Consider the following 22022-nt stretch of genomic DNA (forward strand, 5'->3'; position numbering starts at 1 on the left):
GTCAGCTCAGTTCAGCCGGAAGACGGTGAGCACCGCCGCGTGGTCGGAGGACCAGGAGGCGCCCTCTCCGACCGCTTCGGAGGACAGGACGGTGAGGGGGCCCTTGTAGTGGATGAAGTCGATGCGGTCCTGGGGCTCCGGTTCGCCGGTGTGGGAGTCGTAGCCGTAGCCGCCGGTGAAGGTCTTGAAGACGGGTGACCAGGTGGCGCCGGGGTGGGTCGACGGGTTGGGATTGGCCTGGCGGTAGGAGTCGACGAGCCCCGCGCCGGCCGGGGCCGTGGACGTCGGCCACGGGACGGAACCGTAGCCGCAGCGGGAGGTCGCGGGCGTCCAGTCGAGGTGGCTGGGCGCGTTGAAGTCGCCGGTCAGCAGCACCGGGGTGGTCGCCGACGCCGAGAGGTCGGCGGACATGGCCGTGAGGATGGTGTTGATCTGGCCGGTGCGTCCAGAAGAGGCCTCGCGGTTGAGGAGCTGCTTGACGGTCATCCTGCCGAAGCAGGCGTCGTACGGGCCGTAGGGGGTGTAGCCCAGGTGGGCGCTCCAGAGGCGCAGGGAGCGGGCGCCGAGGTCGATCCTGGCGGCGACGGCACTGCCCGCGACGGTCGGCGTGGTGCCGGTGATCGGATAGCGGCTGAGGACCGCGGTGTCGGAGTTCTGGAAGTACGACCAGCCGAGGGCCGACGCGAGGGCCTGGGCGGCGGAGCCCTCGTTCTCCTGGATCCCGACGACGTCGACGTCGCGTTCGAGCAGGAACCTGAGCTGCTTCTCGAAACCGTCCGCCACCCGGGTGCCGCCGTGCCACAGGTTCCAGCTCAGCGCCCTGAACTGCGGCACCAGCACGCCCGACTGGACGCGGACCGTCACGGTCGCGTCGGCCGTGCCGGAGGCGGTGGTGGCCCTGATCCCCACGACGGCGTCGCCCGCGGTGGTCGGCGTCCCGGTGACGGCGCCCGACGACGACACCGACACCCAGGCGGGACCGGAGGTCTTGGCGAAGGTCAGGCCGGTGACGTCGCCCTGCACGAGCCCGCCGACGGTCGCCGAATAGGCGGCGCCCGCCTTGGCGTTGCGCAGCGTGAACCGTGAGGCCGGGAAACGCGGCGGGGTGTCGGAGGTGATCCGCAGCGAGACGGGCTGGGCGAGCCAGGTGTACCCGTCGTCGAACAGGTAGAAGAGCTTGTAGTTCCCGGCGGCGAGTCCCGTGGTCGGCAGCGTGCCGGTGCCGGTGGCGGACGGTGCGTACACCCACTTGAGGGAGGGGCCGACATAGGTCTCGCCGACGGGCCCGTTGCCCGGGTCGCGGTAGAGGCCCACCCAGTTCTTGGTGTCGGGCCGGGAGGTGGCGTAGCCGAACCGGATGTCGGCGCCGACCGTGACTGACGGCGACGCGACCGTCAGCGTCCCGTCGGCGGCGGCGTCGGCGGGCTGGACGGGCAGGGTGACGGCCGCGACGGCCAGCACCAGGGCGAGCAGTCTTCGCATGCCGTGATCGTCCGCAGGCGGCGTGCCCGCCGGGTGACATCGCGGTCGCGCCGAACCGAACCACGGCCCAACACTGGGCGGCCCCACTACTACGTGCTACTGTTTAGCAGTACTCGGTGCTACTTAGTACCGACGGAGGTGAGGATCCTCGATGGACGACCTGACGGAGATGTTGAAGGGCACGCTGGAGGGCTGCGTGCTGGAGATCATCGGCAGCGAGGAGACCTACGGCTACGCCATCACGCGCCGGCTGAACGACCTCGGCTTCACCGACGTCGTCGAGGGGACGGTCTACACCATCCTGCTGCGGCTGGAGAAGAAGGGGCTCGTGCAGGTCACGAAACGGCCGTCCGGGGTGGGGCCGCCCCGCAAGTTCTACACGCTCAACGAGGCCGGACGCGGCGAGCTCGCGACGTTCTGGGCGAAGTGGGAGTACGTCACCTCGCGGATCGAGAAGCTCAGGGAAGGCGGGAGATGAACCTCTGGGACACCGTGACGGGCAACGACATGACCAGGGAGTGGAAGGAGTTCGCGGCCCGCGCCGGGAAACTGCCGGCCGACCACCGGGCGGCGTGGGAGCAGATCCAAGGCCATCTCTTCCTCTACGGAGACTTCACGGGCCGGAACCTCATGCCGATCCTCGACGGCGCCCTCGGGCTGCTCGAAGAGACGGCGGCCGACGGGCGGACCGTCCACGAGGTGCTGGGCGACGACATCGCCGGCTTCTGCGCGGCGCTCGCCGGCGGAGAGGGGGCCCACACGTTCCGCGACCGGTGGCGGGCGCAGCTGAACAGGAACGTGGCGAGGAAACTGGGGCGGCTGGGAGGCTGACGTGGGCATTCGGGACATCATCGAGGGCAAGCGGCAGTGGCGGGCGCATGTGGCGCGGGTCAAGGCGCTGCCGCCCGACTACCAGATCGTCCACAAGGAGATGCAGCGTTACTTCTTCAAGGTCGGCTCGGCCGAACTGCTCTCCGGGGTCCTCGACTTCTTCGAGGAGGGGGTAGCCGACGGGACGGGCGTCAGGGAGCTCATCGGCGACGACGTGGCGGCCTTCTGCGACGGTCTGATCGGTGACACGCGCACCCATGTCGGCGGAACCGCGTGACCCTGCGTCCGGAACGGCCGGCGGCCGCGGGCGTCGTGCTCGCGGGCGGGCGGTCCAGCCGGATGGGACGCCCCAAGGCCTGGCTGGAGTGGCACGGCTCGACCCTGCTCCACCGGGCCGCCGCGGTCCTCGCCCGGTCGGTGGCCGGTCCGGTCGTCGTGGTGGCCGCCCCCGGGCAGGAGCTGCCGCCGCTGCCCCCCGACGTCTCGGTGGTCGAGGACCCCGTCGAGGGGCTGGGGCCCATGCAGGGGCTGGCGGCAGGGCTCGCGGCGGTGGCCGACCGGGCCGGGGCGGCGTTCGTGTGCTCCACCGACATGCCGTTCCTCCACCCGGCCTTCGTCCGCCGCGTGCTGCGCGCCCTGCCCCCCGGGGCGGACGTCGTGCTCCCGGTGGCCCGGGGTTTCCGGCAACCGCTGGCCGCCGCCTACCGGACGTCTCTGGCCCGGCTGGTCGACGACCTCCTGGCCGAGGGCGACCTGCGGCCCGGCATGCTCTTCAAGCACTGCGAAGTCGTCCAGCTCGACGACGGGCAACTGCTGGCCGACGCCGAGCTGGCCCGGCTCGACCCGGCGCTGGAGAGCGTGGTGAACGTCAACTCCCCCGACGACTACGCCGTGGCGCGTGAGCGGCCGCGGCCCGAGATCGTGGTCGAGCACGACCGCCGGCCGCACCGGGTCCGGGCCGCCACCCTCGGGGCCGCCGCGACCGCCGTCGGGCTCGGCCTGCACCGCGGCGTGGTGGTCACCCTCAACGGCGATCGGGTTGCCCCCGACGAGTGGTTGCCTCTGGTGACAGGGGACACCGTCACCTTCTGAGCGCTGGTCGTCGACCCCCGGCTCGCCCTGCGCGAGTTCGCCGAAGGGCCTCCCACGCCACCGGCCGTCACCCACGACGAGGAACTGCTCGCTCCGCTGTGCGCATGTCGTAAGTCTTCATCCCCTGGTCACCGGCTGGTCGCACACCCGCTGACCGCGCCTGGCTGAATGTGACCGCTCGCTCTTCCGGGGCCGCGACACTCCACCTGAAGATCACGAGTCGGAAATGGTTGGCTTCGTGCAGGAGATCGCGTGAACTTCCCCACCCGCGCGCGGGCGGACCTCGCCGGGAGACCGGCATGACGGGCCTGAACGGCATCGACAGCCGGTTCGTCGCGTTCTTCGACGGCGGCGGCGCCTTCTGGCTGGCCCTGGCCATCGCCCTGGGCGTCGGCGCGATGCACGCCGTCGCGCCCGGCCACGGCAAGAGCGTCACCGCCGCCTACCTGGTCGGCACCCACGGCCGCTATCGCGACGCGGTCCGGCTCGGCGTCATCGTGGCGGTCATGCACACGTTCTCCGTGCTGGTGTTGGCCCTGCTCTGGGTCGGCGTCTCCGGGGTCGCCGGAGTGGGCACGGAGTCGATCACCGCCTGGATGCAGGTGGTGGCCGCCGTCGTCGTGATCGGGGTCGGTGTCCACCTCGCCGTCCGCCACCTCCGCCGGCGGGTGCACGTCCACAGCCACGCACACGGACACGGACATGGTCACGGGCACGGCCATGGGCACGGTCACGGGCACGAGGCCACCCATCCGTGGTCGCGGAAGGGGCTGGTCGCGCTGGCCCTGTCCGGCGGGCTGCTGCCGTCGCCGTCGGCCTTCATCGTGCTGGTCAGCGGGCTGCTCACCGGGCGGGCGCTCGACGCGGTCGTGCTGGTCCTGGTGTTCGGGTTCGGCATGGCCTGCACGCTGACCGCGGTGGGCGTCGCCACGATCCGGGGCCACGGCCTGCTCACCCGCGGGATGCGCGGCCGTTCGGCGGCCGCCGCCGTGTCGGCGTGGACGCCGGTGGTGGCGGGCGTCGCCGTCACGATCGCCGGTTGTCTCTACCTGGCGAGCGCGGTCTCCGTCCTGGCCGCCTAGCGTCAGACGTCGGTGATCAGGGAGTTCAGCACGGCCTCCCCGTCGACCTTGGTGGTCAGGCCGTAGCGGCGGGTGCTGTCGAGGGAGCCGAGGCCGAGCAGTTCGGCGACCAGGACCGGGTCCCGGCCGTCGCGGACCAGCTGGGCGGCGAAGGTGTGGCGGAGGATCAGCGGGTTGACCGGCTCGTCGGGGTCGGCGAAACCGGCGATGACGTCACGGGCCGCGCGGTCGCTCAGGCGGCGGCCCCGGTGGTTGAGGAACAGCGCCGGTTCGGTGTCGGCGCCCTTCCACCCGGCGCGGGCCTCCAGCCAGGTGGTCAGCACCTGGCGCAGGTCGGGGTGGAGGGGCATCCGGCGGGACCGGCCACCGGCCCGGACGGTCAGGCCGTCGGGAGCGACGTCGCCCGCGTCGAGGCCGACGACCTCGGAGATCCGCAGCCCGGCGAGATAGGGCAGCAGCGCGATGGCCCGGTCGCGGGGGGTCGCGGTGAGCCTGACCCGGCCGAGGTAGTGGCGGATACGCGGGCCGTCGAGGGTGCGGGGGACCGGATGGCGGACCGAGCGTTCGCGGCGGATCTCCGGCCGGCCGACGCCGCGGCGGGCGTAGAAGTCGTCGAGGGCCGACAGGTAGGTGTCGATCGTGGTGGGGGCCCGATCGGCGTTCTTGAGGTGGCCGCAGAAGGCGCTCACCGCGTCGGCCGCCGTCGCCGGGTCGGTCAGCGGGTCGCCGTCGAAGGTCCGCCCGCCCAGCCACGAAAGGTATGCGCGCAGGCGGGAGAGGTATTTGGCCTTGGTGGAGCCGGCCAGGGAGGCGGGTTCCAGCGCGGCCGCGTAACCGGCCAGTGCGGTCGCCAGCTCGGCCGACAGCAGGACCGTTCGAGACCGGGTCTTTCCGCTTGCCACGCCTTAAGTCTACTTCCGGAAACACGACATACCGGAAGTCCTGGGATATGGTGAAGAGACCGAGGACTTTTCGAGCGTTGGCACTCAGGTCGGCGTCGCCCCCGGCGAACGATGACCGAGTCACCCCGGATAAGGGGCATTCGGCCGCCCATACGACTCACGAGGAAGTTCCGTCATGACCGTGCTGGGAACCACGGCGCCCACGATCCTCCACCTGTCCGGGGACATCGACGTCTGCACCACACCCGACATCCGCCGGCGGATTCTCGGCGCCCTCGACCAAGCCGTCGAGGTGCTCGTCCTGGACCTGTCCGAGGTGACCTTCTGCGGCGCCGGGGGGCTCGGCCTGCTGCTGCACGCGCAGGGCAGGGCCCGATCGCGGGGCGTGACCCTGGCGTTGACCCGCCTCACCCCGCAGATGACCAGACTGCTGGAGATCACCGAGCTGAGCGACCGCTTCCCGATCCTGGCCGAGCAGTAGCCCGGCCAGGACCGTGAAGGCCCGGGTCCTCCCGTCTTGTCACTTCGCGTGATCGAGGGCCCAGTCGAGGACTTCGTCGGCGATGGCCTCCCAGCCGGGGGCGGCGGGGAGCAGGTGCGGGTAGCCCTCGTAGTGCTTGAGCTCGGTGATCGTCTTGGACTTGTAGTGCTTGGCGTTTGAGGCCTGGACGGCCGGGGGCATGATGTGGTCCTCACTGGCCGACACGAACAGCAGCGGGGCGCGGTCGTCGTTGTGGTAGTCGACGGCGACGGCCTGCTTGCCGGGCTGGAAGTTGGCCAGCACGCTGTCCCACAGGATGCGGCCCGAGACGGGGATGGAGTAGCGCTCGTAGAGGGCGCGCGACTCGTCTTCGGGGAAGGTGTTGGTGAAGGCGTACCTCCACTGGTCGTACTCGATCGGCACGGCCTTGTGGTGGTTGGCCGGGCTCTTGAGCACCGGGAAGGTCGACTTGACCTGGCTGAGCGGAACGACCCGCACCCCCTCGGTCGGGGCCGAGCACAGTGCGACCCCGGCCGCGCCGTAGCCGTGGTCGAGCAGGATCTGGGTGAACGCGCCGCCGGCCGAGTGGCCGATGATGATCGGCTTGCTGTCCAGGCCGTCGAGGATCTTCTCGAACTTCTCGATGATCTGCGGGACGCGCAGGTCGACGATCGGCGTCGGGTCGGCGCGCAGGGCCTCGACCTCGACCTCGAAGCCGGGATAGCCGGGGGCCAGCACGCGGAAGCCCTTGGCCTCGTAGTGCTTGACCCAGTGTTCCCAGCTCCGGGGGGTTACCCAGAAGCCGTGGACGAGGACGATCGTGTCGGGTCTCATGTCGGTCGGTCTCCATTCGGTGGGGGTGTTCTCAGCCCGTGTCGTCGAGGACTTCTCTGAGCTGGCGGCGGGAGCTCACGCCGAGCTTGCGGAAGATCTTGCGCAGGTGGTAGTCGACCGTGCTGACCGACAGGAAGAGCTGCGCGGCGATCTCGGGGTTGGTGGCGCCACCCCTGGCCAGGACGGCGATGGTCAGCTCGTGGGGCGTGAGGTCGGAGCCGGGGCCGCCCGAGCGGGCGCGAGGTTGCTCGCCGGTGGCGGCGAGTTCCGTCCGGGCGCGGGCGGCGAAGCCCACCAGTCCGTTGCGCTCGAAGATCGTGAGCGCGGCGCGCAGCTGGTGGCGGGCGTCGCGGCGCCGTCTGCGGCGGCGCAGCCATTCGCCGTACAGCAGGTGCGCGCGGCCCAGGTCGCCCGGCGCGCGCAGGCCGCCGAGGAGGTCCAGCGCCCGCCGGTACAGCGGTTCGGCGTGGTCGCCGTCGGTCAGGAGGGCCTCGGAGTAGGCCAGCACGCCCAGCGCGCGGGGCGCGCCGCTGGCGGTGGCGCGGCGGGTCAGGGTCTTCAGCGTCTCCTCGGCCAGGGTCCGGTCGCCCGAGCGCAGCGCCGCCTCGACCAGGTCGGGCAGCAGGCGGGAGTGCACGGCCATGTCGTCGCCGTCGACGAGCGTGCGCAGGAGGGCGCCCGCCTGGGCGTACTCGCCCCGGCTCAGTGCGATCAGCGCCCGGCCGACGCGGCCCTGCGCCTCCACCGCGCCCGCCCCGAGCGCGGCCGAGGCCTCCATCGTGCGGGCGAGCCGGGTCTCCAGGTCGCCGACCTCGCGCCGGGCCAGCAGTTCGGGATGGCGGTAGACCTCCCACAGGTCCTCGCTGGCGCCCATCGCCGAACGGATCTGGTGACACTGGACGATCAGCGCGTCGGCCCGGTCGAGGTCGCCCAGGACGGTCTCCTGCATCGACCAGGCGTACAGCGAGGCGTCGAGGCTGAACAGGGAGCCCGTCCGGCGGGCCACCTCGCCGGCCCGCCGGATGACGGCCCGCTGGGTGTCGTCGTCCCACAGGACCATGACCAGCGTGGTCGTCAGGATGGACTTGAGCAGGACCTCGTCGTCGGAGGTCGCCGGGTCGAGCACCCGTTCGGCCGCGCGCCGCAGGTGGGGGACGGCCGCCTCGTAGCCGTCCAGGACCAGGACGGCGAAGGACGTGAGCACCGGGTCGGTGGTCTCCAGCGCCCGCGCCGCCTCGGCGATCTCGGTGAGGCTGGTGCCGGTCGTCAGGTGCCCGGAGGTCACCGCCCGTTCGGCGGCCCGCAGCACCGCGTCGCTCGCCAGGTCGGGGGCGGCTCCGGCGAACGCGCGGGCGGCCTCCATGAACACCGCGGGGGCGGTCCCGAAGGCGCCCGGCAGGCCCAGCGAGTGGGACGCGCCGCCCCGCACGATCAGGGCGCGGCCCCGGGTGACCTCGTCGAGGGCGTCGTGGTCGACGGTGTCGAGCAAGGTCTGGGCCTGCACGGGTGCGCCGCCGATGAAGGCGGCCTCGGCGGCGGCGACCCGCCGCCGGTCGCGGAGCGGGCCCCGGGGGGTGAGTTCGGCGGCCCTGGCCAGGTAGGCGGCCCGTGCGGCGAAGCCGCCGCGCGCACCCGCCCGGTCGGCGGAGCGTTCGAGCTCGGCGGCCACCCGCTCGTCGGGCAGCAGGCACGCGGCGGCCAGGTGCCAGGCCCGCCGGTCGACGTCGGCCGGGCGTGTGGTCGCCTCGGCCAGCGCGCGGTGGGCCTGCCGGCGCGCCACGCTGGTCGCGCCGCCGTAGACGGCCGAGCGGATCAGCGGATGGCGGAACGCCGCGGTGACGCCCACGCAGAGCAGCCGGGCCGACTCGGCCGGGCCGGTCGCCGCCTGCCGCAGTCCCAAGGTGTCGGCCGCGGCGGTGATGTAGCCCAGGTCGCCGCCAGGTTCGGCGGCGGCCAGCAGCAACCAGGCCTGCGTGTCCGGCGGCAGGTCGCGCACCTGCCGGAGGTAGAGCTCCTCCAGCCTGCTGCCGATCGGCAGCGGATCGGGCAGCGAACGGCCGCCGCTGAGCTGCTCCGGCGACAACTCCCGGCCCAGGTCGCTGAGGGCGAGCGGATTGCCCGCCGTGGCGGCGACGATCCGGACGGCCACCCGTTCGTCGAGGGTGCCGTCGACGGTCGCGCGCAGCAGTTCCAGCGCCTCCGGTTCGGGCAGCCCGGTCACCTCGGTCACCGGCAACCCGGCCAGGCCCGGCAGTTCGGCCCGCATGGCGAAGACCAGCCCGATGCCCTCGGCGTAGGCCCGGCGGGCCACGAAGGCCAGCACCGTCAGCGACTCGCCGTCGAGCCACTCCGCGTCGTCGACGCAGACGAGGATCGGCCGGTCGGCGGTCACGTCGGCCAGCATGCTCAGCGTGGCCAGGCCGACCAGGAACCGGTCCGGAGGCGGCCCTTCGGCCAGCCCGAACGCCACCCGCAGGGCACCGGCCTGCGCGGGCATCAGCCGGTCGTGCCGGTCGAGGAACGGGATCAGCAGGCGGTGCAGCGCGGCGTACGCGAACGCCGCCTCCTCCCGCACCCCCGCCACGCGGACGACCCTCGCCGAGGGCGACGCCTTCTCCGCGGCGTAGTCGAGCAGCACGGTCTTGCCGATGCCGGCGTCACCACGCAGCAGGAGCACGCCGCTGAAGCCGTCGCCGAGGGTGGCGACCAGGCCGTCGAGCGCCGCGCGCTCCTCGGCGCGTCCGACGATCACACTGCCGATCACACTGTCGACCACACTGGGCGTGCCGCCCGGCACCATGCTCAGCACCCTTCCCGAAGCGCCGACTCCCGGCGTCAGCGACGCTATGCGCCGTCGCCGCCGGGCGGCATCCGTCAGCCGACGTACGCTGACGGACCCAGGGCGTCGCGCAGTTGCCCGCGCGCGGTGATGCCGAGTTTGCGGAACAGCCGGTAGAGGTGGGTGCTGACGGTGCGGTGCGACAGGTAGAGCTGCTGGCCGATCTCCCGGTTCGACAACCCGCCCGCCGCCAGCCGGGCGATGTGCAGCTCCTGGGGCGTCAGCCGGTCGACCCCGCTGGAGACACGCAGGTCGCTGACCTCGCCCGCGGCCCGCAGCTCCTGCCGGGCCTTCTCGCCCCACGCGAGCAGGCCGAGCGCGTCGAAGGCGTCCCGCGCGGTGCGCAGCGGCACCCGCGCCTCCTGGATCCGGCGGCGGCGCCGCAACCAGACCCCGTAGGCGAAGGTCAGCCGGGCCCGGCCGATGGGCCATGGCGCCGGGTCGCCGTTGAGGGCCTCCTGGTAGAGGCGTTCGGCGTCGGCGTCTTCGGCCAGGAGCGCCCGCGCGTACCGCAGGCCCTGGTGCAGCAGGGCGGCGGGGGTCCGGGCGCCGAGCTCCTCCGCCTCGGCCAGCAGCGGCTTGAGCTCCTCCCGGTGGGCGGGCAGCGCGGCGTCGACCAGGTCGGCGAGGGCCCACAACCGGGTCACGGGGTGGAAGGCGACGTCGGCCGGGTCGAACAGGCGGCGCAGGTGCCCGTAGGCGTCCTCGTGCCGTCCGGCGCAGAGCGCGATCACGCCCCGGGCGTGCTCGATGAGGGCGACGGCCGAGCTGGTGGCACCGGAACCGAGAGTACGCTCGCCTTCGGCGGCCAGGGCCAGGCCGTGCGCCTCCTCGCCCCGGAACCCCGCGACCATCGCCTGCCCGGCGTAAGCGGAGGACTGCCAGCGCGCCTGCCCTGTTTCGCGGGCCAGCCGCTCGGCCTCCTCGGCGGCCAGCAGCGCGCCCGGCGCGTCGCCGCAGAACAGCATGCTCCAGACCAGCGACACGAGCGCCTGGGCCAGCAGTCCCAGCCGGCCCTGCGCCCGCAGGTCGGCGATGGCCGCGTCGAGGAACGGCACCGCCAGGTCGTGGGCGCCCATCGCGCTGCCCGCCGTGCCGAGGATTCGCGCCATGGGCGCCTCGAAGCGCCGCCCGCGCAGCGCGGTCAGGCGCTCCACCACCACCGCGCCGCTGTCGATGGGGCTGACGGTGGCCAGGATCTGGAGCAGTTCCGGGTCGTCCGGCCCGGTGGCCACCCGTTCGGCCAGGGTGACCACCCGCTGCCGCAGCTCCCGGCCGGAGTCGGTCCACCAGCAGCGCAGCGCGGCGGCGCGCAGGAAGTTGAGCGCGAGCGTGCGGTCGGTGACGCTCTCGGCGGCGGCGATGAGCCGCAGGATGCGGGGTGGTCCCTCGTTGCGGTTCTCCTCCAGCACCTCCTTCAGCCAGGCCAGCCGCGCCTGCTGGCGTTCGCCCTCCAGCTCGGGTTCGGCCAGCGCGATCAGCTCGGCGATCTGGCCGGTCCGGCCCAGCTCGAAGGAGAGTTCGGCGGCGCGCAGCAGCCGTTCGACCCGGTCGCCGGGGTCCTCGCTCACCTCGGCGGCGCGGCGCAGCGCCGACACCGCCACGGTGATCGCGCCGCGCCGCCGGGCCCGGTCGGCGACCTGGTCCAGCTCGGCGGCGACCGCGTCGTCCTGGTGGGCGATGGCGGCGGCGCGGTGCCAGGTCCTGCGGTCGGGGTTGCCGGCGTGCACCTCGGCCAGCGCGGCGTGCACGGCCAGGCGGTCGGCGGGCCCGGCCTTCTGGTAGACGGCCGAGCGCACCAGCGGATGGTGGAAGTGGACGCCGTCGGAGTCGGCCCTGACCAGCCCGGCCTCCACGGCGGGGATCAGCGCGTGGGCGGTCGTCCCGGCGCCCGAGACGATGGCGGCGGCCTTCAGCGCGGCGGTCAGGTCGGGCCCGTCGTTGGCGGCGGCGGCCAGCAGCAGCAGCCGGGTGCCGGGCGGCAGCAGCGCCAGGCGGGCGGCGAAGGCGCGCTCCAGACGGGCGGTCAGCGGCAGGAACTCCACGTTGCCGGGGTTCGCCGCCGCCAGCGCCCGGGGCAGTTCGACCAGCGCCAGCGGGTTGCCCGCCGCCTCGGCCAGCACCCGCCAGCGCATGCCCACCGGCAGCGCGGGGGCCCGGGAGTCGAGCAGCGCCCCGGCGTCGTGCGGGTCCAGCCCGGAGAGCCGCAACTCGGCCAGGTCGCTGTCGTCGAGGCTGGTGGGGTGGCCGTCGCGCACGGCCAGCAGCAGCACGATCGGTTCCGACCGCACCCGTCTGGCCACGAAGCCGAGCACTTCGGTGGTGGGCCGGTCGAGCCACTGCACGTCGTCCACGATCATCAGGAGCGGCCGCTGGGCGGCCGCCTCGCCGAGGAGGTTGAGCACGGCGAGCGCGATGAGGAACGGTTCGGGGGAGCTCACGTCCACCATGCCGAAGGCGCCCAGCAGGGCGTCGCGCTGCCGGACGGGCAGCTCGTCGGCCGATCCGAGCAGCGGATGCACGAGCTGGTAGAGCCCCGCGAACGGCAGGTGGGTCTCGCTCTGGACGCCGGAGGTGCTCGACACCGTCACCTCGGCCGCCCGCGCGCGGTCCGCCGCGACCGCCAGCAGCGCCGACTTGCCGATCCCGGGAGCGCCGCGCACGACCAGCGCGTCACCCCGCGCCCGGATGCCGTCGACGAGCGCTTCGAGGCGCGCGGTCTCGGCGCCGCGCCCGATCAAGGAGTTCACTGGCCGGCTCCTCCCAAGATCGCCATGCGAATTGTCTCAGACATACGTCACGTGACGAATGTCCGAAGCGCTGACTCCTCTTAAGGTCAACCGTCATGCGCAGACCCGTGCTGGAGCCCGCCGCGAGAGCGCTGGCCGACGCCACCGCCCAGCCGCCCTTCCTGTACGGCATGCCGCCCGAAGAGGCCCGCACCGCCATCCGCGACCTCCAGCGCCCCGAGATGCTGGTGCCGGGCGTCACCCGGGAACACCTCGACGACGCCAACCTGACGATCTTCCGCCCGGAGGGCGCCCCCGGCCCGCTGGCCGTCGTGGTCTACCTGCACGGCGGCTGGGTCTTCGGCGGAGAGCACAGCCACGGCCGGCTCGCCCGCGAACTGGCGCTGGGCTCCGGCGCGGCCGTGGCGTTCGTCCACTACAGCCGCCCGCCCGAGGCCCGCCACCCGGTGGCCCTTCACGAGACCCGGGCCGCGCTCGACTGGCTGCGCGTGCACGGCCGCGCCCACGACCTGGACGCCACCCGCATCGCCGTCGCCGGGGACGCCGAAGGCGGCGCACTGGCCGCCGCGCTGGCCCTGCTCGACCGGAAGGGCCTGGCCGGGCAACTGCTCCTGTGTCCCGCCACCGACGCCTCGTTCGACACCGGCTCCTACCGGGAGTTCGCCGAGGGCTACTTCCTGCGCGCCGACGACATGCGCCGGGCCTGGGACCAGTACCTCGCCGACCCGGCGCACCGTACGGAGACGACCGCCAGCCCCCTGCGGGCCCCGGCCCAGGAACTGGCCCGGCTCCCGGCCGCCCTGGTCATCACGGCCGAGGCCGACGTGCTGCGGGACGAGGGCGAGGCCTACGCGGCCCGGATGCGGGCGGCCGGCGCCACGGCCACCTCCGTACGCTACGACGGGGTGATCCACGGGTTCGTCGTGCTCAACGCGCTGCGCGGCACCCACGCCGCCGCGATGGCCATCGACCAGGCCGGGCGCTTCCTGGCCCACATCCTGCAGAGGAAGTGATCATGACCGCGAAACGGGTCGTCAGCGCCGCCGTGGTGGGCAGCGTGGTGGAGTGGTACGACTTCGCCCTCTTCGGGCTGGCCGCCGCACTCGTCTTCAACGACCAGTTCTTCCCCACCGGCAGCCCGGTCGCGGGCACACTCGGCGCCATGGCCGCCTTCGCCGTGGGTTTCGTCGCCCGGCCGATCGGCGGCGCGGTGTTCAGCCACTTCGGCGACCGGGTGGGCCGCAAGCCGATGCTCGCCGCCACGTTGCTGCTGATGGGCGTGGCCACGGCGGGCATCGGGCTGCTGCCCACCTACGAGACGGCCGGCGTCCTGGCCCCGATCCTGCTCGTGATGCTGCGGCTGGCGCAGGGGTTCGGCGCGGGCGCGGAGTACGCCGGCGCGCTGGTCGTGGCGGCCGAGGCCGGCGAGCCGCGGCGGCGCGGGCTCTGGGCCTCGCTGCCCGGGATGGGGGTGGCCATCGGCATGCTGCTGGCCACGCTCGTGTTCACGGCGGTGTCGGCGCTGCCGGACTTCCACGCGTGGGCCTGGCGCATCCCGTTCCTGCTCAGCCTCGCCGGGGTGGGCGTCGGCCTCTACGTCAGGTCGCGGCTGCCGGAGTCGGAGGTGTTCGAGCGGGAGCGCCGGCGCGGGGTGAGCCGCTTCCCCATGCTGGAGGTGCTGCGGCGGCAGCCGCGCAGCGTGCTCATCGCCTTCTTCGCCACCGCGCCGTACAGCGCGATGGGCTACCTCATCCAGGTGTTCGTGTTGTCGTACGTCAGCGGGACGCTCGGCGTCTCCCCGACGGTGGGCCTGATCGCGAACGTCGCGTCGTCGGGCCTGTCGATCGTGACCGGCCCGCTGTTCGGCCTGCTCAGCGATCGGGTGGGGCGGCGTCCGGTCTTCCTCGGCGGGGCGCTGCTGCTCCTGCTGTTCTCGTTCCCGATGTTCTGGCTCGTGGACACCCGTCATCCGGTGCTCATCGTGCTCTCGGTGGCGTTCGCGTACGGGATCGGCATCTCCGCCATGTTCGCCGCGCAGGCCGCGCTGTTCGCCGAGTTGTTCGACACCCGCTACCGGTACAGCGGCATCGCCGTCGTGCGTGAATGGGCGGCGGCGCTGGTCAGCGGCCCGGCTCCGCTGGTGGCCACGGCCCTGGCCGGGGCGGCGGGCGGCGCGTCGTGGCCGATCTCGATCCTGATGGCGGGCTGCGCGCTGGTCTGCGTCACCGCGGTCGTCTTCGCCCCGGAGACCCGCGAGCGTGACCTGAACGAGCCCATGAGCCGGATGGGACCGGTCCGGTCCCATCCGGCGTCGGCGGGTCACAGGTAGACGTACCAGGCGCGCGAGGGGTGGCTGTCGCAGGTGAACTGCACGAGCGGCACGTTCGGGGCGGTGGAGACGCCGCCCGAGACGGTCAGGCACTTGCCCGTCTGCACGTTCTGGAGTTTGTAGAGGCCCGGCGTCCCGGTGTAGTTCAGGTACCAGGAGCGCGAGTTGTGGTTGTCGCAGTCGAACTGGACGATCGGCAGGTTGTTGTCGGTGGAGACGCCGCCGGCGGGGGTGAGGCACTTGCCGGTGTAGACGTTCTGGATCTTGACGCCGCCGCCGACGCCGGGGGCCAGGGTCCAGCGGCGTGAGCCGTGGCCGTCGCAGTAGTACTGGACCGCCGGCACGTTGTTGGCCGTGGAGACGCCGCCCGAGATGGTGGCGCACAACGCGGTCTGCTGGTTCTGGACGTAGTAGCCGACGGACGCCTGGGCCGCCGGGACCGTCGCCAGGGCGACGCCGGCCACGGCCGCGAACGCCACACCGGCGCGAGCGAGGTTGCGGAGCATGGGTCTCTCCCGTTCTGGATGGGACTGGGTGAGACCAGGTTGCGAGGTTTTGGCACGGTCCACATGAGTAGGCCCCTACGCAACCGCCCTTACCTCCGGGCGAGGCCGGCGAACAGGGCGATCGTGCGGTCGTGGTCGTCGGGGCGGCCGACCGGGAAGACGATCAGCTCGGTGGCCCCCGCGTCGGCGAAGCGGCCGACCGCCTTCTCGACGGCGGTCTCGTCACCGGCGACGAGGGTGTCGCCGGGGCCCGACGAGCCCTGCCGGTCGAGCAGCCCGCGGAAGGTGGGGAGGGCCGCGGCGTGGCGGAAGTCCGCGTCCACGCGCTCCCGGGCGCCCTCGGCGTCGGAGGTCACCGACGCGAGCAGCCCCACGGCGATGCGGGGCGCGGGGCGGCCTGCCGCGGCGGCGGTGACGATGGGGACCGCGACCTCGTCGAGGAACCGGGGCGTCGTCCACATGGTGAGCGCGCCGTCGGCCCGTTCGCCGGCCAGGGCCAGCATGCGGGGGCCGTTCGCGGCGAGCAGCAGGCCGGGCGGGGCCGTCGCGGGGGCGCTGACGCCGCCGACCGCCGTGACCGACGGGCCGTGGACGTCGACCTGCTCGCCCCGCAGGACCGGGCCGAGGATCTCCAGGATCTCCCGCGAGTGGCGTACGGGCGGCTGCCAGGTGAGGCCGTAGCGGCTCTCGACGACCGGCTGGTGGCTCGGGCCGACGCCGAGTGTCAGCCGCCCGCCGGTCGCGGCCTGGGTGGTGAGCGCCTGGGCGGCCAGGGCGAGGGGGTGGCGCGGGTGGGTGCCCACGACGGATGTGGCCAGGTCGATGCCGGGGGCGCGGTCGCCCAGCGCGGCGAACACCGTCAGGGGGTCCCATCCGCCGTGCTCGCCCAGCCAGAACCGGGAGAAGCCGTGCGCCGCCGCGCGCTCGATCTCGGTCAGGAGTTCCGGGACGGGCCCGGCGCCGTAGCTCGACAGTCCGATTTCCATGCGGTCCCTCCGAGGTATTCGGGGCGGTCGTTCCGCTTGGCACTATAGCGGAACGTTCGCCCCGCTTATCTGGGAGTGAGACCGGCCCTGATCAGCGGGTAGAGGCGCTCGGCCTGCTCGCCGCGGAAGCGCCGCATCGCCTGGAGGCCGACGATCAGGGTCTTGACGTCGTCGACGTCGACGTCGGGGCGCACGGTGCCCGCCCGCTGGCCCCGGGTGAGCATGTCGGCCATCAGGGTGGTGAACTCCCGCTCGGCCTCGGGCAGCGAGGTGGCCAGGTCGAAGCCGCTGCCCGCGAAGGTCTCGGTGAGCCCCAGGTCGGTCGCGCCCTGTTCGGCCAGGTGGAAGAGGAAGGCGTAGAGGCCCTCCCCGGGGTCGGTCGCCGCCTGGTCACGGGCCCGTTCGACGACCTGCCGCAGCCGGTCGGCCACGATCGCCTGGAACAGCGCCTCCTTGGTGGGGAAGTGGCGGTAGATCGTGCCGGCGCCCACCCCGGCGCGGCGGGCGATCTCGTCGATCGGCACGCCCGCGCCCTCCTCGGCGAAGGTCTCGTAGGCGACCCGCAACACGCGGGCGCGATTGCGGGCGGCGTCCGCGCGCAGCGGCCGGTCGTTCTCGGTCACAGGGTCCTCCTCGACAAACGGGGCGAGCGTTCCGGTATGGTGCTAACCGGAACGAGCGTCCCGATTGTATCTGGAGGACCCATGCCCCCACGGCGCTGGACCGCCGCCGACGTGCCCGACCAACGGGGGCGGGTGGCCGTGATCACCGGCGGCAACACCGGTATCGGCTTCGAGACCGCCAAAGTGCTCGCCGCGCGGGGGGCGTCCGTCGTCCTCGCCGTACGCGACGCGGACAAGGGCAAGCAGGCGGCGGCGGAGATCGCCGCGGCCCATCCCGAGGCGGACGTCACCGTGCAACGCCTCGACCTGGCCTCGCTGGCGTCGGTGCGCGCCGCCGCCGGCGAGCTGCGCGCCGCCCACGACCGCGTCGACCTGCTGGTCAACAACGCGGGCATCATGTACACCCCGCGCACGACCACGGCCGACGGCTTCGAGCTGCAGTTCGGCACCAACCATCTGGGCCACTTCGCCCTCACCGGGCTGCTGCTCGACCTGATGCTGCCAGTCCCCGGCTCCCGCGTGGTCACCGTCAGCAGCGCGGGCCACCGGCAGGGCGGCCCGATCGACTTCGCCGACCTCGACTGGACCACCCGCGACTACAGCCGGGTCGCCGCGTACGGCAACTCCAAACTGGCGAACCTGATGTTCACCTACGAACTCCAGCGGCGGCTCGCCGGCACCGGGACCGTCGCCGTGGCGGCCCATCCCGGCGGTGCGGACACCGGAGGGTCCCGCACGTCGGTGTCGCTCCAGCCTTTCTACTTCCGGGCCTTCTTCGCGCTGGTCCGGCCGTTCCTGATCCAGTCGGCCGAGATGGGGGCGCTGCCCGTGCTGCGCGCCGCGACCGACCCGGACGTCCAGGGCGGCCAGTACTTCGGCCCGGAGGGGTTCCAGGAGAGCAGGGGGCACCCGAAGGTGACGCGGTCGAGCCCGCAGTCGTACGACGTCGCGGCCCAGCGCCGGTTGTGGTCGTCGTCAGAGGAGCTGACCGGGGTGCGGTTCCCCGTGTGACCCTTCGAGGGCCTCGGTGTAGCGGCGGGCGATGGTGCGGACGTGCGCGACCAGTTCGGGCGGGCCGTCGACGCGGAAGTCCATCATCAGCATGCTGAGGTAGATGGCGATGGTCTCCAGGGCGTCCGCGCCGGTGACCAGCACGCTGGTGCGGGAGTCGACGGCCTCGACGAAGCCGACGGCCGGGTTGATGCGGGCGATGACGGTCTCGGCCGGGGCCAGGACGGTCACGCGGGCCTGGACCTTCCAGCCGGTCTGCGCTACCTCGCGCAGGACGAAGGCGACGAGGTCGTCGTCGGGCAGGGTGCGGGCGGCGAACCGGCGCGACCCCGGCCGCACGAGCGAAAGATCGGCCACCGGCAGCGCCCGCCAGGTGTGCGAGAGAAGGTCGTAGGCGACCAGGAACCAGCGCCGCCGCCAGCTGATCAGGCGGTAGGGCTCCACCTCGATCTCGGCGCCGGCGTGCGCCGCCAGCAGGGTCGCGCCGTCGCGGATCGCGCTCGCCACGACGGTGAGGGTGGCGGCCGGCACGGGGGCGTCGGGTTCGCGGGAGCCGACCGTGGCCGGCCCGACCGCGGTGGCCGACCGCAACGCCGACACCTTGCGCTGGAGGTGCCTGGGCAGGATGCGCTGGAGCTTGGCGAGCGCCCGGGTGAGGCTGGCGTCGATGTCGGCGATGCCGCTGGAGCCGTCTTCGGCCAGGCCGACGGCGACCGCCACGGCCACCGCCTCGTCGTCGTCGAGCAGCAGCGGCGGCATCGTCGCGCCCTGACCCAGCCGGTATCCGCCCACCGCGCCGCGTGTGGCGTGCACCGGATAGCCCAGTTCGCGCAGGCGCTGGATGTCCTGCCGCAGGGTGCGTTCGGTGACGCCGAGACGTTCGGCCAGCTCACGGCCGGTCTGCGACCGGTCCTGCAGCAGGGAGAGGAGGCGGAGCACGCGGGTCGTCGTCGGAGCCATCTCGTCCTCGGGACTATTAGGAAGGAATCTAGCCTAATGGGCCCATAGCCTTTTCTCATCAGCACGAACGAGATCGAAAGGCGTACACGATGAACGCTCGTGAGGTTCTGGCCACCTCCTTCCTGGCTCTCGAGAACACCGTCGCCGGTGTGCGCGACGACCAGTGGGACGCCGCCACCCCGTGCTCCGAGTGGACGGTCGCCCAGGTCGTCCAGCACGCCGCGGCCGACCAGCTCGTGTGGGCGGGGGCGCTCGGCGTCGGCCCCGGCCCGGCCTACGACCCCTTCTCGCCCTCCGGCACGATCGACGGCACCGCGGCGGAGCTGGTCAAGAACGCCGTCGAGGTGGGGCGGGCGGCGTGGGCCACGGTGCCCGACGACGCCGCGACCGTGCCGACGCCGCTGCCCCACGGCGAGCTGCCGACCTCGGTCGCCATGGTGATGTGCGCCCTCGACGCCGCCGTGCACGCCTGGGACGTCGCGGTCGCCACGGGCCAGCCGTCGCCGCTCGGCGAGGAGCCGGCCGGCCACCTGCTCGCCGCCGCGCGGCAGATCGTCGAACCGCTGCGCCAGTGGGGCGCCTACGCCCCCGTCGTCGAGGCCGTCGGCGACCCCTCGGGCACCCCGGTCGCCGACGAGCTGCTCCGCTACCTCGGCCGCACCCCCGCGTAACCGTTCACTGCGGCGGGGCGTCCATCGGCTCGGCGGCCAGGGCCGCCGCGACCGACACCAGGTTGGCGGCCATGGTGCGGCCGGTCTTGGCGGACCAGTCGTGGCCGCGCTGGTCGTCGAGGTAGTCGGGGCCCGCGCCGGGGCCCAGGTGCCAGTACGTCCAGGCCTGGCCGGGGATCGTGAAGCCGATGTCGATCAGGGCCCCGCAGATCTCGCTGATGACGTGGTGGGCGCCGTCCTCGTTGCCGGTGTTCACCACTCCCGCGACCCGGTTGTACGCCACCGGCCGCCCCTCGTCGTCGGTCTCGGAGATCATGGCGTCCATCCGCTCGATCACCCGCTGGGCGACCGACGACGGGTGGCCGACCCAGGTGGGGCTGGCGATGACGAGGATCTCCGATTCGAGCACCTTGGCGTGGACGGCGGGCCAGTCGTCCCCCGGCCCCAGGTCGGTCGCGACGCCGGGCAGCAGGTTCAGGTCCACCGCGCGTACCGTCTCGACCTCCACGCCTCTGCGGCCGAGCTCGGCGATGACGACGTCGGCGAGGGCCTGCGTGTTGGACGGCGCGGGTGACGGCTTGAGCGTGCAGTTGATGACCAGTGCTTTCATCGTGACCCCATCTGTTCGTAGCGTGATCGTCGGTAGTCAGCTGCCCACTGATGGGTTCCTGACCCACATCGGGGCATGACAGCCGTATGGCGAACGAAGTCTTCGAATTCGAGTTCGACGACCGTTACCGGCGGCTCCTGGGGCTTCTCGGGCTCCGCCCCGACACGTGCCGGGTGGTGGTGGGCGACGACGACGTCCGGGTGACGTTCGGGCCCTGGAAGGCGGCGACCGACCTCGGCAACCTGGCCGGCGTCGAGCTGAGCGGGCCCTACTCGGCGATCAAGGCCATCGGGCCCCGGGTCTCCCTCGCCGACCGGGGGCTGACCTTCGGCACCGCCACACGGCAGGGCGTCTGCCTCAGGTTCCGCCGCCCGATCGGGCCGCTGCGTCATCCCGGGCTCACGGTCACGGTCGCCGACCCGAAGGGGTTGATGGAACGACTGCTCGCGCGGGCTCCGGGTAGCGGAGGTCCATGACCCAGCCCCCCGTGCCCGACCGCCCCACCGAAGTGCTCAGACGTTCCTGGTGGCAGGTGCTGCGGCGGACGGTCGCGGAGTTCCAGGACGACAAGATCACTGACTGGGCCGCGGCGCTGACCTACTACGCGATCCTGTCGATCTTCCCGGCCCTGCTGGCCGTGGTGTCGCTGCTGGGACTGTTCGGACAGTCGGCCACGGGGACGATCTCGGAGAACCTCGGCGCCGTCGCGCCGGAACCGGTCCGCGAGATCATCGACACCGTGCTCGGGGCGCTGCAGGACAACCGGGGCGCGGCCGGGATCGCCACCGTCATCGGCCTCGCCGTCGCGCTCTGGTCGGCGTCGGGCTACGTCGGGGCGTTCATGCGGGCCGCCAACATCATGTACGAGATGCCGGAGGGCCGCCCCATCTGGAAGACCCTGCCGCTCCGGCTGGGCATCACGGCGGTGCTGGTCGTCATGATGGCCGCGGGCGCGGTAGCCGTGGTCTTCACCGGCGGCCTGGCCGAGCAGGCCGGGCGGGTGCTGGGCATCGGCGAGACCGGGCTGGCGATCTGGAACATCGCGAAGTGGCCGGTTCTGGTGGTCGTCGTCATCTTCGTGCTGGCGCTGCTCTACTGGTTCGCGCCCAACGTCGACCATCCGGGCTTCCGCTGGATCACGCCCGGCAGCACCGTGGCGGTCATCGGCTGGCTCGTCGCCTCGGGCCTGTTCGGCTTCTACGTGGCGAACTTCGGGTCGTACAGCAAGACGTACGCGACGCTGGCCGGGGTCGTGGTGTTCCTGATCTGGTTGTGGATCACCAACATCGCGGTGCTGCTCGGGGTGGAGTTCGACGCGGAGATCGCCCGAGGGCGGGCCATCGCGGCCGGGCAGCCCGCCGATCAGGAGCCCTACGTCGAGCCGCGAGACACCCGCAAGCTCTAGATCTCCCGGGCGATGAGGCGTTCGGCCACGTCCCTGAGCTTCATGTGGGCGTTCTGGGAGGTGCGGCGCAGCTCGGCGAAGGCCTGCTCGGCGTCCACCCCGAGCGCCTGCATGATCATGCCCTTGGCCTGCTCGATCGTCTCCCTGCCCTCCATGGTCTGGCGGAGCTGGCGGACCTCCCGCTCGTGCTGCTCGCCGGTATCGGCGAAGGCCGACAACCACGCCGCCTGCCGGGCCAGCGAGGCGACGAACGGGGCGACCGGCTCGCCGGGCTCGCCCGGACGCAGGCCGTAGACGGTGATCACGGCGGTCGCCCCGGGACCGCGCCCGGCCGCCGCCACGCAGGCGCGCAGCCCCCGGGTCAGCGCCTCGCGCCCCAGCCGGGTCCAGCGCGGGTCGTGGACGAGATCGGGCACGCGCACCGGGTGCTCCGAGCGCAGGGCGTGCAGGCCCGGGCCGTCGCCGAGGAAGTGTTCCAGCTCGACCAGTTCCCCCAGTTCCGGGTGGGAGGCCACCAGCACCGTCTCCACGCCGGCCCGCGGCCAGAGCGCCATCGTCGCCCCGCATCCGCCCGTCACGGCCGCCGCCTCGTCGGCCAGCGCGGTGAGCACATCCACTCGCATCAGGT

At 73.0% G+C, this 22022-nt stretch carries 23 protein-coding genes; 12 read left to right on the forward strand and 11 right to left on the reverse strand.

Annotated features, from left to right (window positions below):
- Positions 1–6: 6 nt before the first annotated feature.
- Positions 7–1482, reverse strand: a complete 1476-nt coding sequence (locus QSK34_RS15050) for an endonuclease/exonuclease/phosphatase family protein (protein ID WP_285584498.1) — start codon at positions 1480–1482, stop codon at positions 7–9.
- 151 nt (positions 1483–1633) lie between these two features.
- Between QSK34_RS15050 and QSK34_RS15055 the strand changes: the two genes are divergently transcribed.
- The 5 genes from QSK34_RS15055 to QSK34_RS15075 all read left to right on the forward strand — a co-directional run bounded on the left by QSK34_RS15055 (position 1634) and on the right by QSK34_RS15075 (position 4487).
- Complete coding sequence (locus QSK34_RS15055) at positions 1634–1960, forward strand: PadR family transcriptional regulator (protein WP_285584500.1); 327 nt, start codon at positions 1634–1636, stop codon at positions 1958–1960.
- On the forward strand, positions 1957–2313 hold the full coding sequence (locus QSK34_RS15060; protein ID WP_285584503.1) for a DUF1048 domain-containing protein: 357 nt from the start codon (positions 1957–1959) through the stop codon (positions 2311–2313). The genes QSK34_RS15055 and QSK34_RS15060 overlap by 4 nt, the downstream gene beginning before the upstream one ends.
- Position 2314: 1 nt before the next feature.
- Entirely contained in the window at positions 2315–2590 is a 276-nt protein-coding gene (locus QSK34_RS15065) for a DUF1048 domain-containing protein (protein WP_285584505.1), read from the forward strand.
- The gene (gene mobA, locus QSK34_RS15070; RefSeq protein WP_285584507.1) at positions 2587–3405 is read left to right on the forward strand and encodes a molybdenum cofactor guanylyltransferase; all 819 of its coding nucleotides are present in this window, start codon (positions 2587–2589) and stop codon (positions 3403–3405) included. Before QSK34_RS15065 ends, mobA begins: the two co-directional genes overlap by 4 nt.
- Positions 3406–3704: 299 nt before the next feature.
- Positions 3705–4487, forward strand: coding sequence for a nickel/cobalt transporter (locus QSK34_RS15075; RefSeq protein ID WP_285584510.1), 783 nt, complete (start codon positions 3705–3707; stop codon positions 4485–4487).
- A 2-nt stretch (positions 4488–4489) separates the two neighbouring features.
- On the opposite strand, the gene QSK34_RS15080 is transcribed toward QSK34_RS15075, so the two are convergent.
- Entirely contained in the window at positions 4490–5389 is a 900-nt protein-coding gene (locus tag QSK34_RS15080) for a tyrosine-type recombinase/integrase (protein WP_285584511.1), read from the reverse strand.
- A gap of 175 nt (positions 5390–5564) precedes the next feature.
- On the opposite strand from QSK34_RS15080, the gene QSK34_RS15085 reads away from it, so the two are divergent.
- On the forward strand, positions 5565–5870 hold the full coding sequence (locus QSK34_RS15085; RefSeq protein ID WP_285584513.1) for an STAS domain-containing protein: 306 nt from the start codon (positions 5565–5567) through the stop codon (positions 5868–5870).
- 39 nt (positions 5871–5909) lie between these two features.
- On the opposite strand, the gene QSK34_RS15090 is transcribed toward QSK34_RS15085, so the two are convergent.
- The 3 genes from QSK34_RS15090 to QSK34_RS15100 all read right to left on the reverse strand — a co-directional run bounded on the left by QSK34_RS15090 (position 5910) and on the right by QSK34_RS15100 (position 12293).
- Positions 5910–6704 carry an alpha/beta hydrolase gene (locus tag QSK34_RS15090; protein ID WP_285584515.1) on the reverse strand — a complete coding sequence of 265 codons (795 nt, stop codon included), beginning with the start codon at positions 6702–6704 and terminating at the stop codon, positions 5910–5912.
- 31 nt (positions 6705–6735) lie between these two features.
- Complete coding sequence (locus QSK34_RS15095; RefSeq protein WP_285584518.1) at positions 6736–9504, reverse strand: helix-turn-helix transcriptional regulator; 2769 nt, start codon at positions 9502–9504, stop codon at positions 6736–6738.
- Between the two features lie 74 nt (positions 9505–9578).
- Positions 9579–12293, reverse strand: coding sequence for an ATP-binding protein (locus tag QSK34_RS15100; protein WP_285584520.1), 2715 nt, complete (start codon positions 12291–12293; stop codon positions 9579–9581).
- A 95-nt stretch (positions 12294–12388) separates the two neighbouring features.
- On the opposite strand from QSK34_RS15100, the gene QSK34_RS15105 reads away from it, so the two are divergent.
- Entirely contained in the window at positions 12389–13306 is a 918-nt protein-coding gene (locus QSK34_RS15105; RefSeq protein WP_285584521.1) for an alpha/beta hydrolase, read from the forward strand.
- A 2-nt stretch (positions 13307–13308) separates the two neighbouring features.
- Positions 13309–14622 carry an MFS transporter gene (locus QSK34_RS15110; RefSeq protein WP_285584523.1) on the forward strand — a complete coding sequence of 438 codons (1314 nt, stop codon included), beginning with the start codon at positions 13309–13311 and terminating at the stop codon, positions 14620–14622.
- Here QSK34_RS15110 and QSK34_RS15115 read toward each other — a convergent pair.
- The 3 genes from QSK34_RS15115 to QSK34_RS15125 all read right to left on the reverse strand — a co-directional run bounded on the left by QSK34_RS15115 (position 14613) and on the right by QSK34_RS15125 (position 16737).
- The gene (locus QSK34_RS15115) at positions 14613–15128 is read right to left on the reverse strand and encodes an RICIN domain-containing protein (RefSeq protein WP_161480842.1); all 516 of its coding nucleotides are present in this window, start codon (positions 15126–15128) and stop codon (positions 14613–14615) included. The two genes, QSK34_RS15110 and QSK34_RS15115, sit on opposite strands and share 10 nt — an antisense overlap.
- Positions 15129–15217: 89 nt before the next feature.
- Positions 15218–16114, reverse strand: coding sequence for a TIGR03564 family F420-dependent LLM class oxidoreductase (locus QSK34_RS15120; RefSeq protein WP_285584526.1), 897 nt, complete (start codon positions 16112–16114; stop codon positions 15218–15220).
- Between the two features lie 65 nt (positions 16115–16179).
- Positions 16180–16737 carry a TetR/AcrR family transcriptional regulator gene (locus QSK34_RS15125; protein WP_285584528.1) on the reverse strand — a complete coding sequence of 186 codons (558 nt, stop codon included), beginning with the start codon at positions 16735–16737 and terminating at the stop codon, positions 16180–16182.
- An 81-nt stretch (positions 16738–16818) separates the two neighbouring features.
- Here QSK34_RS15125 and QSK34_RS15130 point away from each other — a divergent pair, with 81 nt between their 5' ends.
- Positions 16819–17748: an SDR family NAD(P)-dependent oxidoreductase gene (locus tag QSK34_RS15130; protein ID WP_285584530.1), complete on the forward strand. Its 930-nt coding sequence runs from the start codon at positions 16819–16821 to the stop codon at positions 17746–17748.
- On the opposite strand, the gene QSK34_RS15135 is transcribed toward QSK34_RS15130, so the two are convergent.
- Positions 17713–18708 (reverse strand): helix-turn-helix transcriptional regulator, encoded by a 996-nt coding sequence (locus tag QSK34_RS15135; RefSeq protein ID WP_285584531.1) that lies wholly within the window; start codon positions 18706–18708, stop codon positions 17713–17715. The genes QSK34_RS15130 and QSK34_RS15135 overlap by 36 nt on opposite strands.
- An 89-nt stretch (positions 18709–18797) precedes the next feature.
- Between QSK34_RS15135 and QSK34_RS15140 the strand changes: the two genes are divergently transcribed.
- Positions 18798–19379, forward strand: a complete 582-nt coding sequence (locus QSK34_RS15140; protein ID WP_285584533.1) for a TIGR03086 family metal-binding protein — start codon at positions 18798–18800, stop codon at positions 19377–19379.
- 4 nt (positions 19380–19383) lie between these two features.
- Here the strand turns inward: QSK34_RS15140 and QSK34_RS15145 are convergent, their stop codons facing one another.
- Positions 19384–19989, reverse strand: a complete 606-nt coding sequence (locus tag QSK34_RS15145) for a flavodoxin family protein (RefSeq protein WP_285584535.1) — start codon at positions 19987–19989, stop codon at positions 19384–19386.
- An 86-nt stretch (positions 19990–20075) separates the two neighbouring features.
- On the opposite strand from QSK34_RS15145, the gene QSK34_RS15150 reads away from it, so the two are divergent.
- Together QSK34_RS15150 and QSK34_RS15155 are read left to right on the forward strand one after the other, a co-directional pair.
- Positions 20076–20465: a hypothetical protein gene (locus QSK34_RS15150; protein WP_161480848.1), complete on the forward strand. Its 390-nt coding sequence runs from the start codon at positions 20076–20078 to the stop codon at positions 20463–20465.
- The gene (locus QSK34_RS15155) at positions 20462–21394 is read left to right on the forward strand and encodes a YihY/virulence factor BrkB family protein (protein WP_285584538.1); all 933 of its coding nucleotides are present in this window, start codon (positions 20462–20464) and stop codon (positions 21392–21394) included. The genes QSK34_RS15150 and QSK34_RS15155 overlap by 4 nt, the downstream gene beginning before the upstream one ends.
- Here the strand turns inward: QSK34_RS15155 and QSK34_RS15160 are convergent.
- Positions 21391–22017 (reverse strand): GAF and ANTAR domain-containing protein, encoded by a 627-nt coding sequence (locus tag QSK34_RS15160; RefSeq protein WP_285584540.1) that lies wholly within the window; start codon positions 22015–22017, stop codon positions 21391–21393. The genes QSK34_RS15155 and QSK34_RS15160 overlap by 4 nt on opposite strands.
- Between the last annotated feature and the right edge of the window lie 5 nt (positions 22018–22022).

Origin of the sequence: Herbidospora sp. NBRC 101105 (genome assembly GCF_030269205.1) — a bacterium.
Lineage (GTDB): Bacteria > Actinomycetota > Actinomycetes > Streptosporangiales > Streptosporangiaceae > Herbidospora > Herbidospora solisilvae.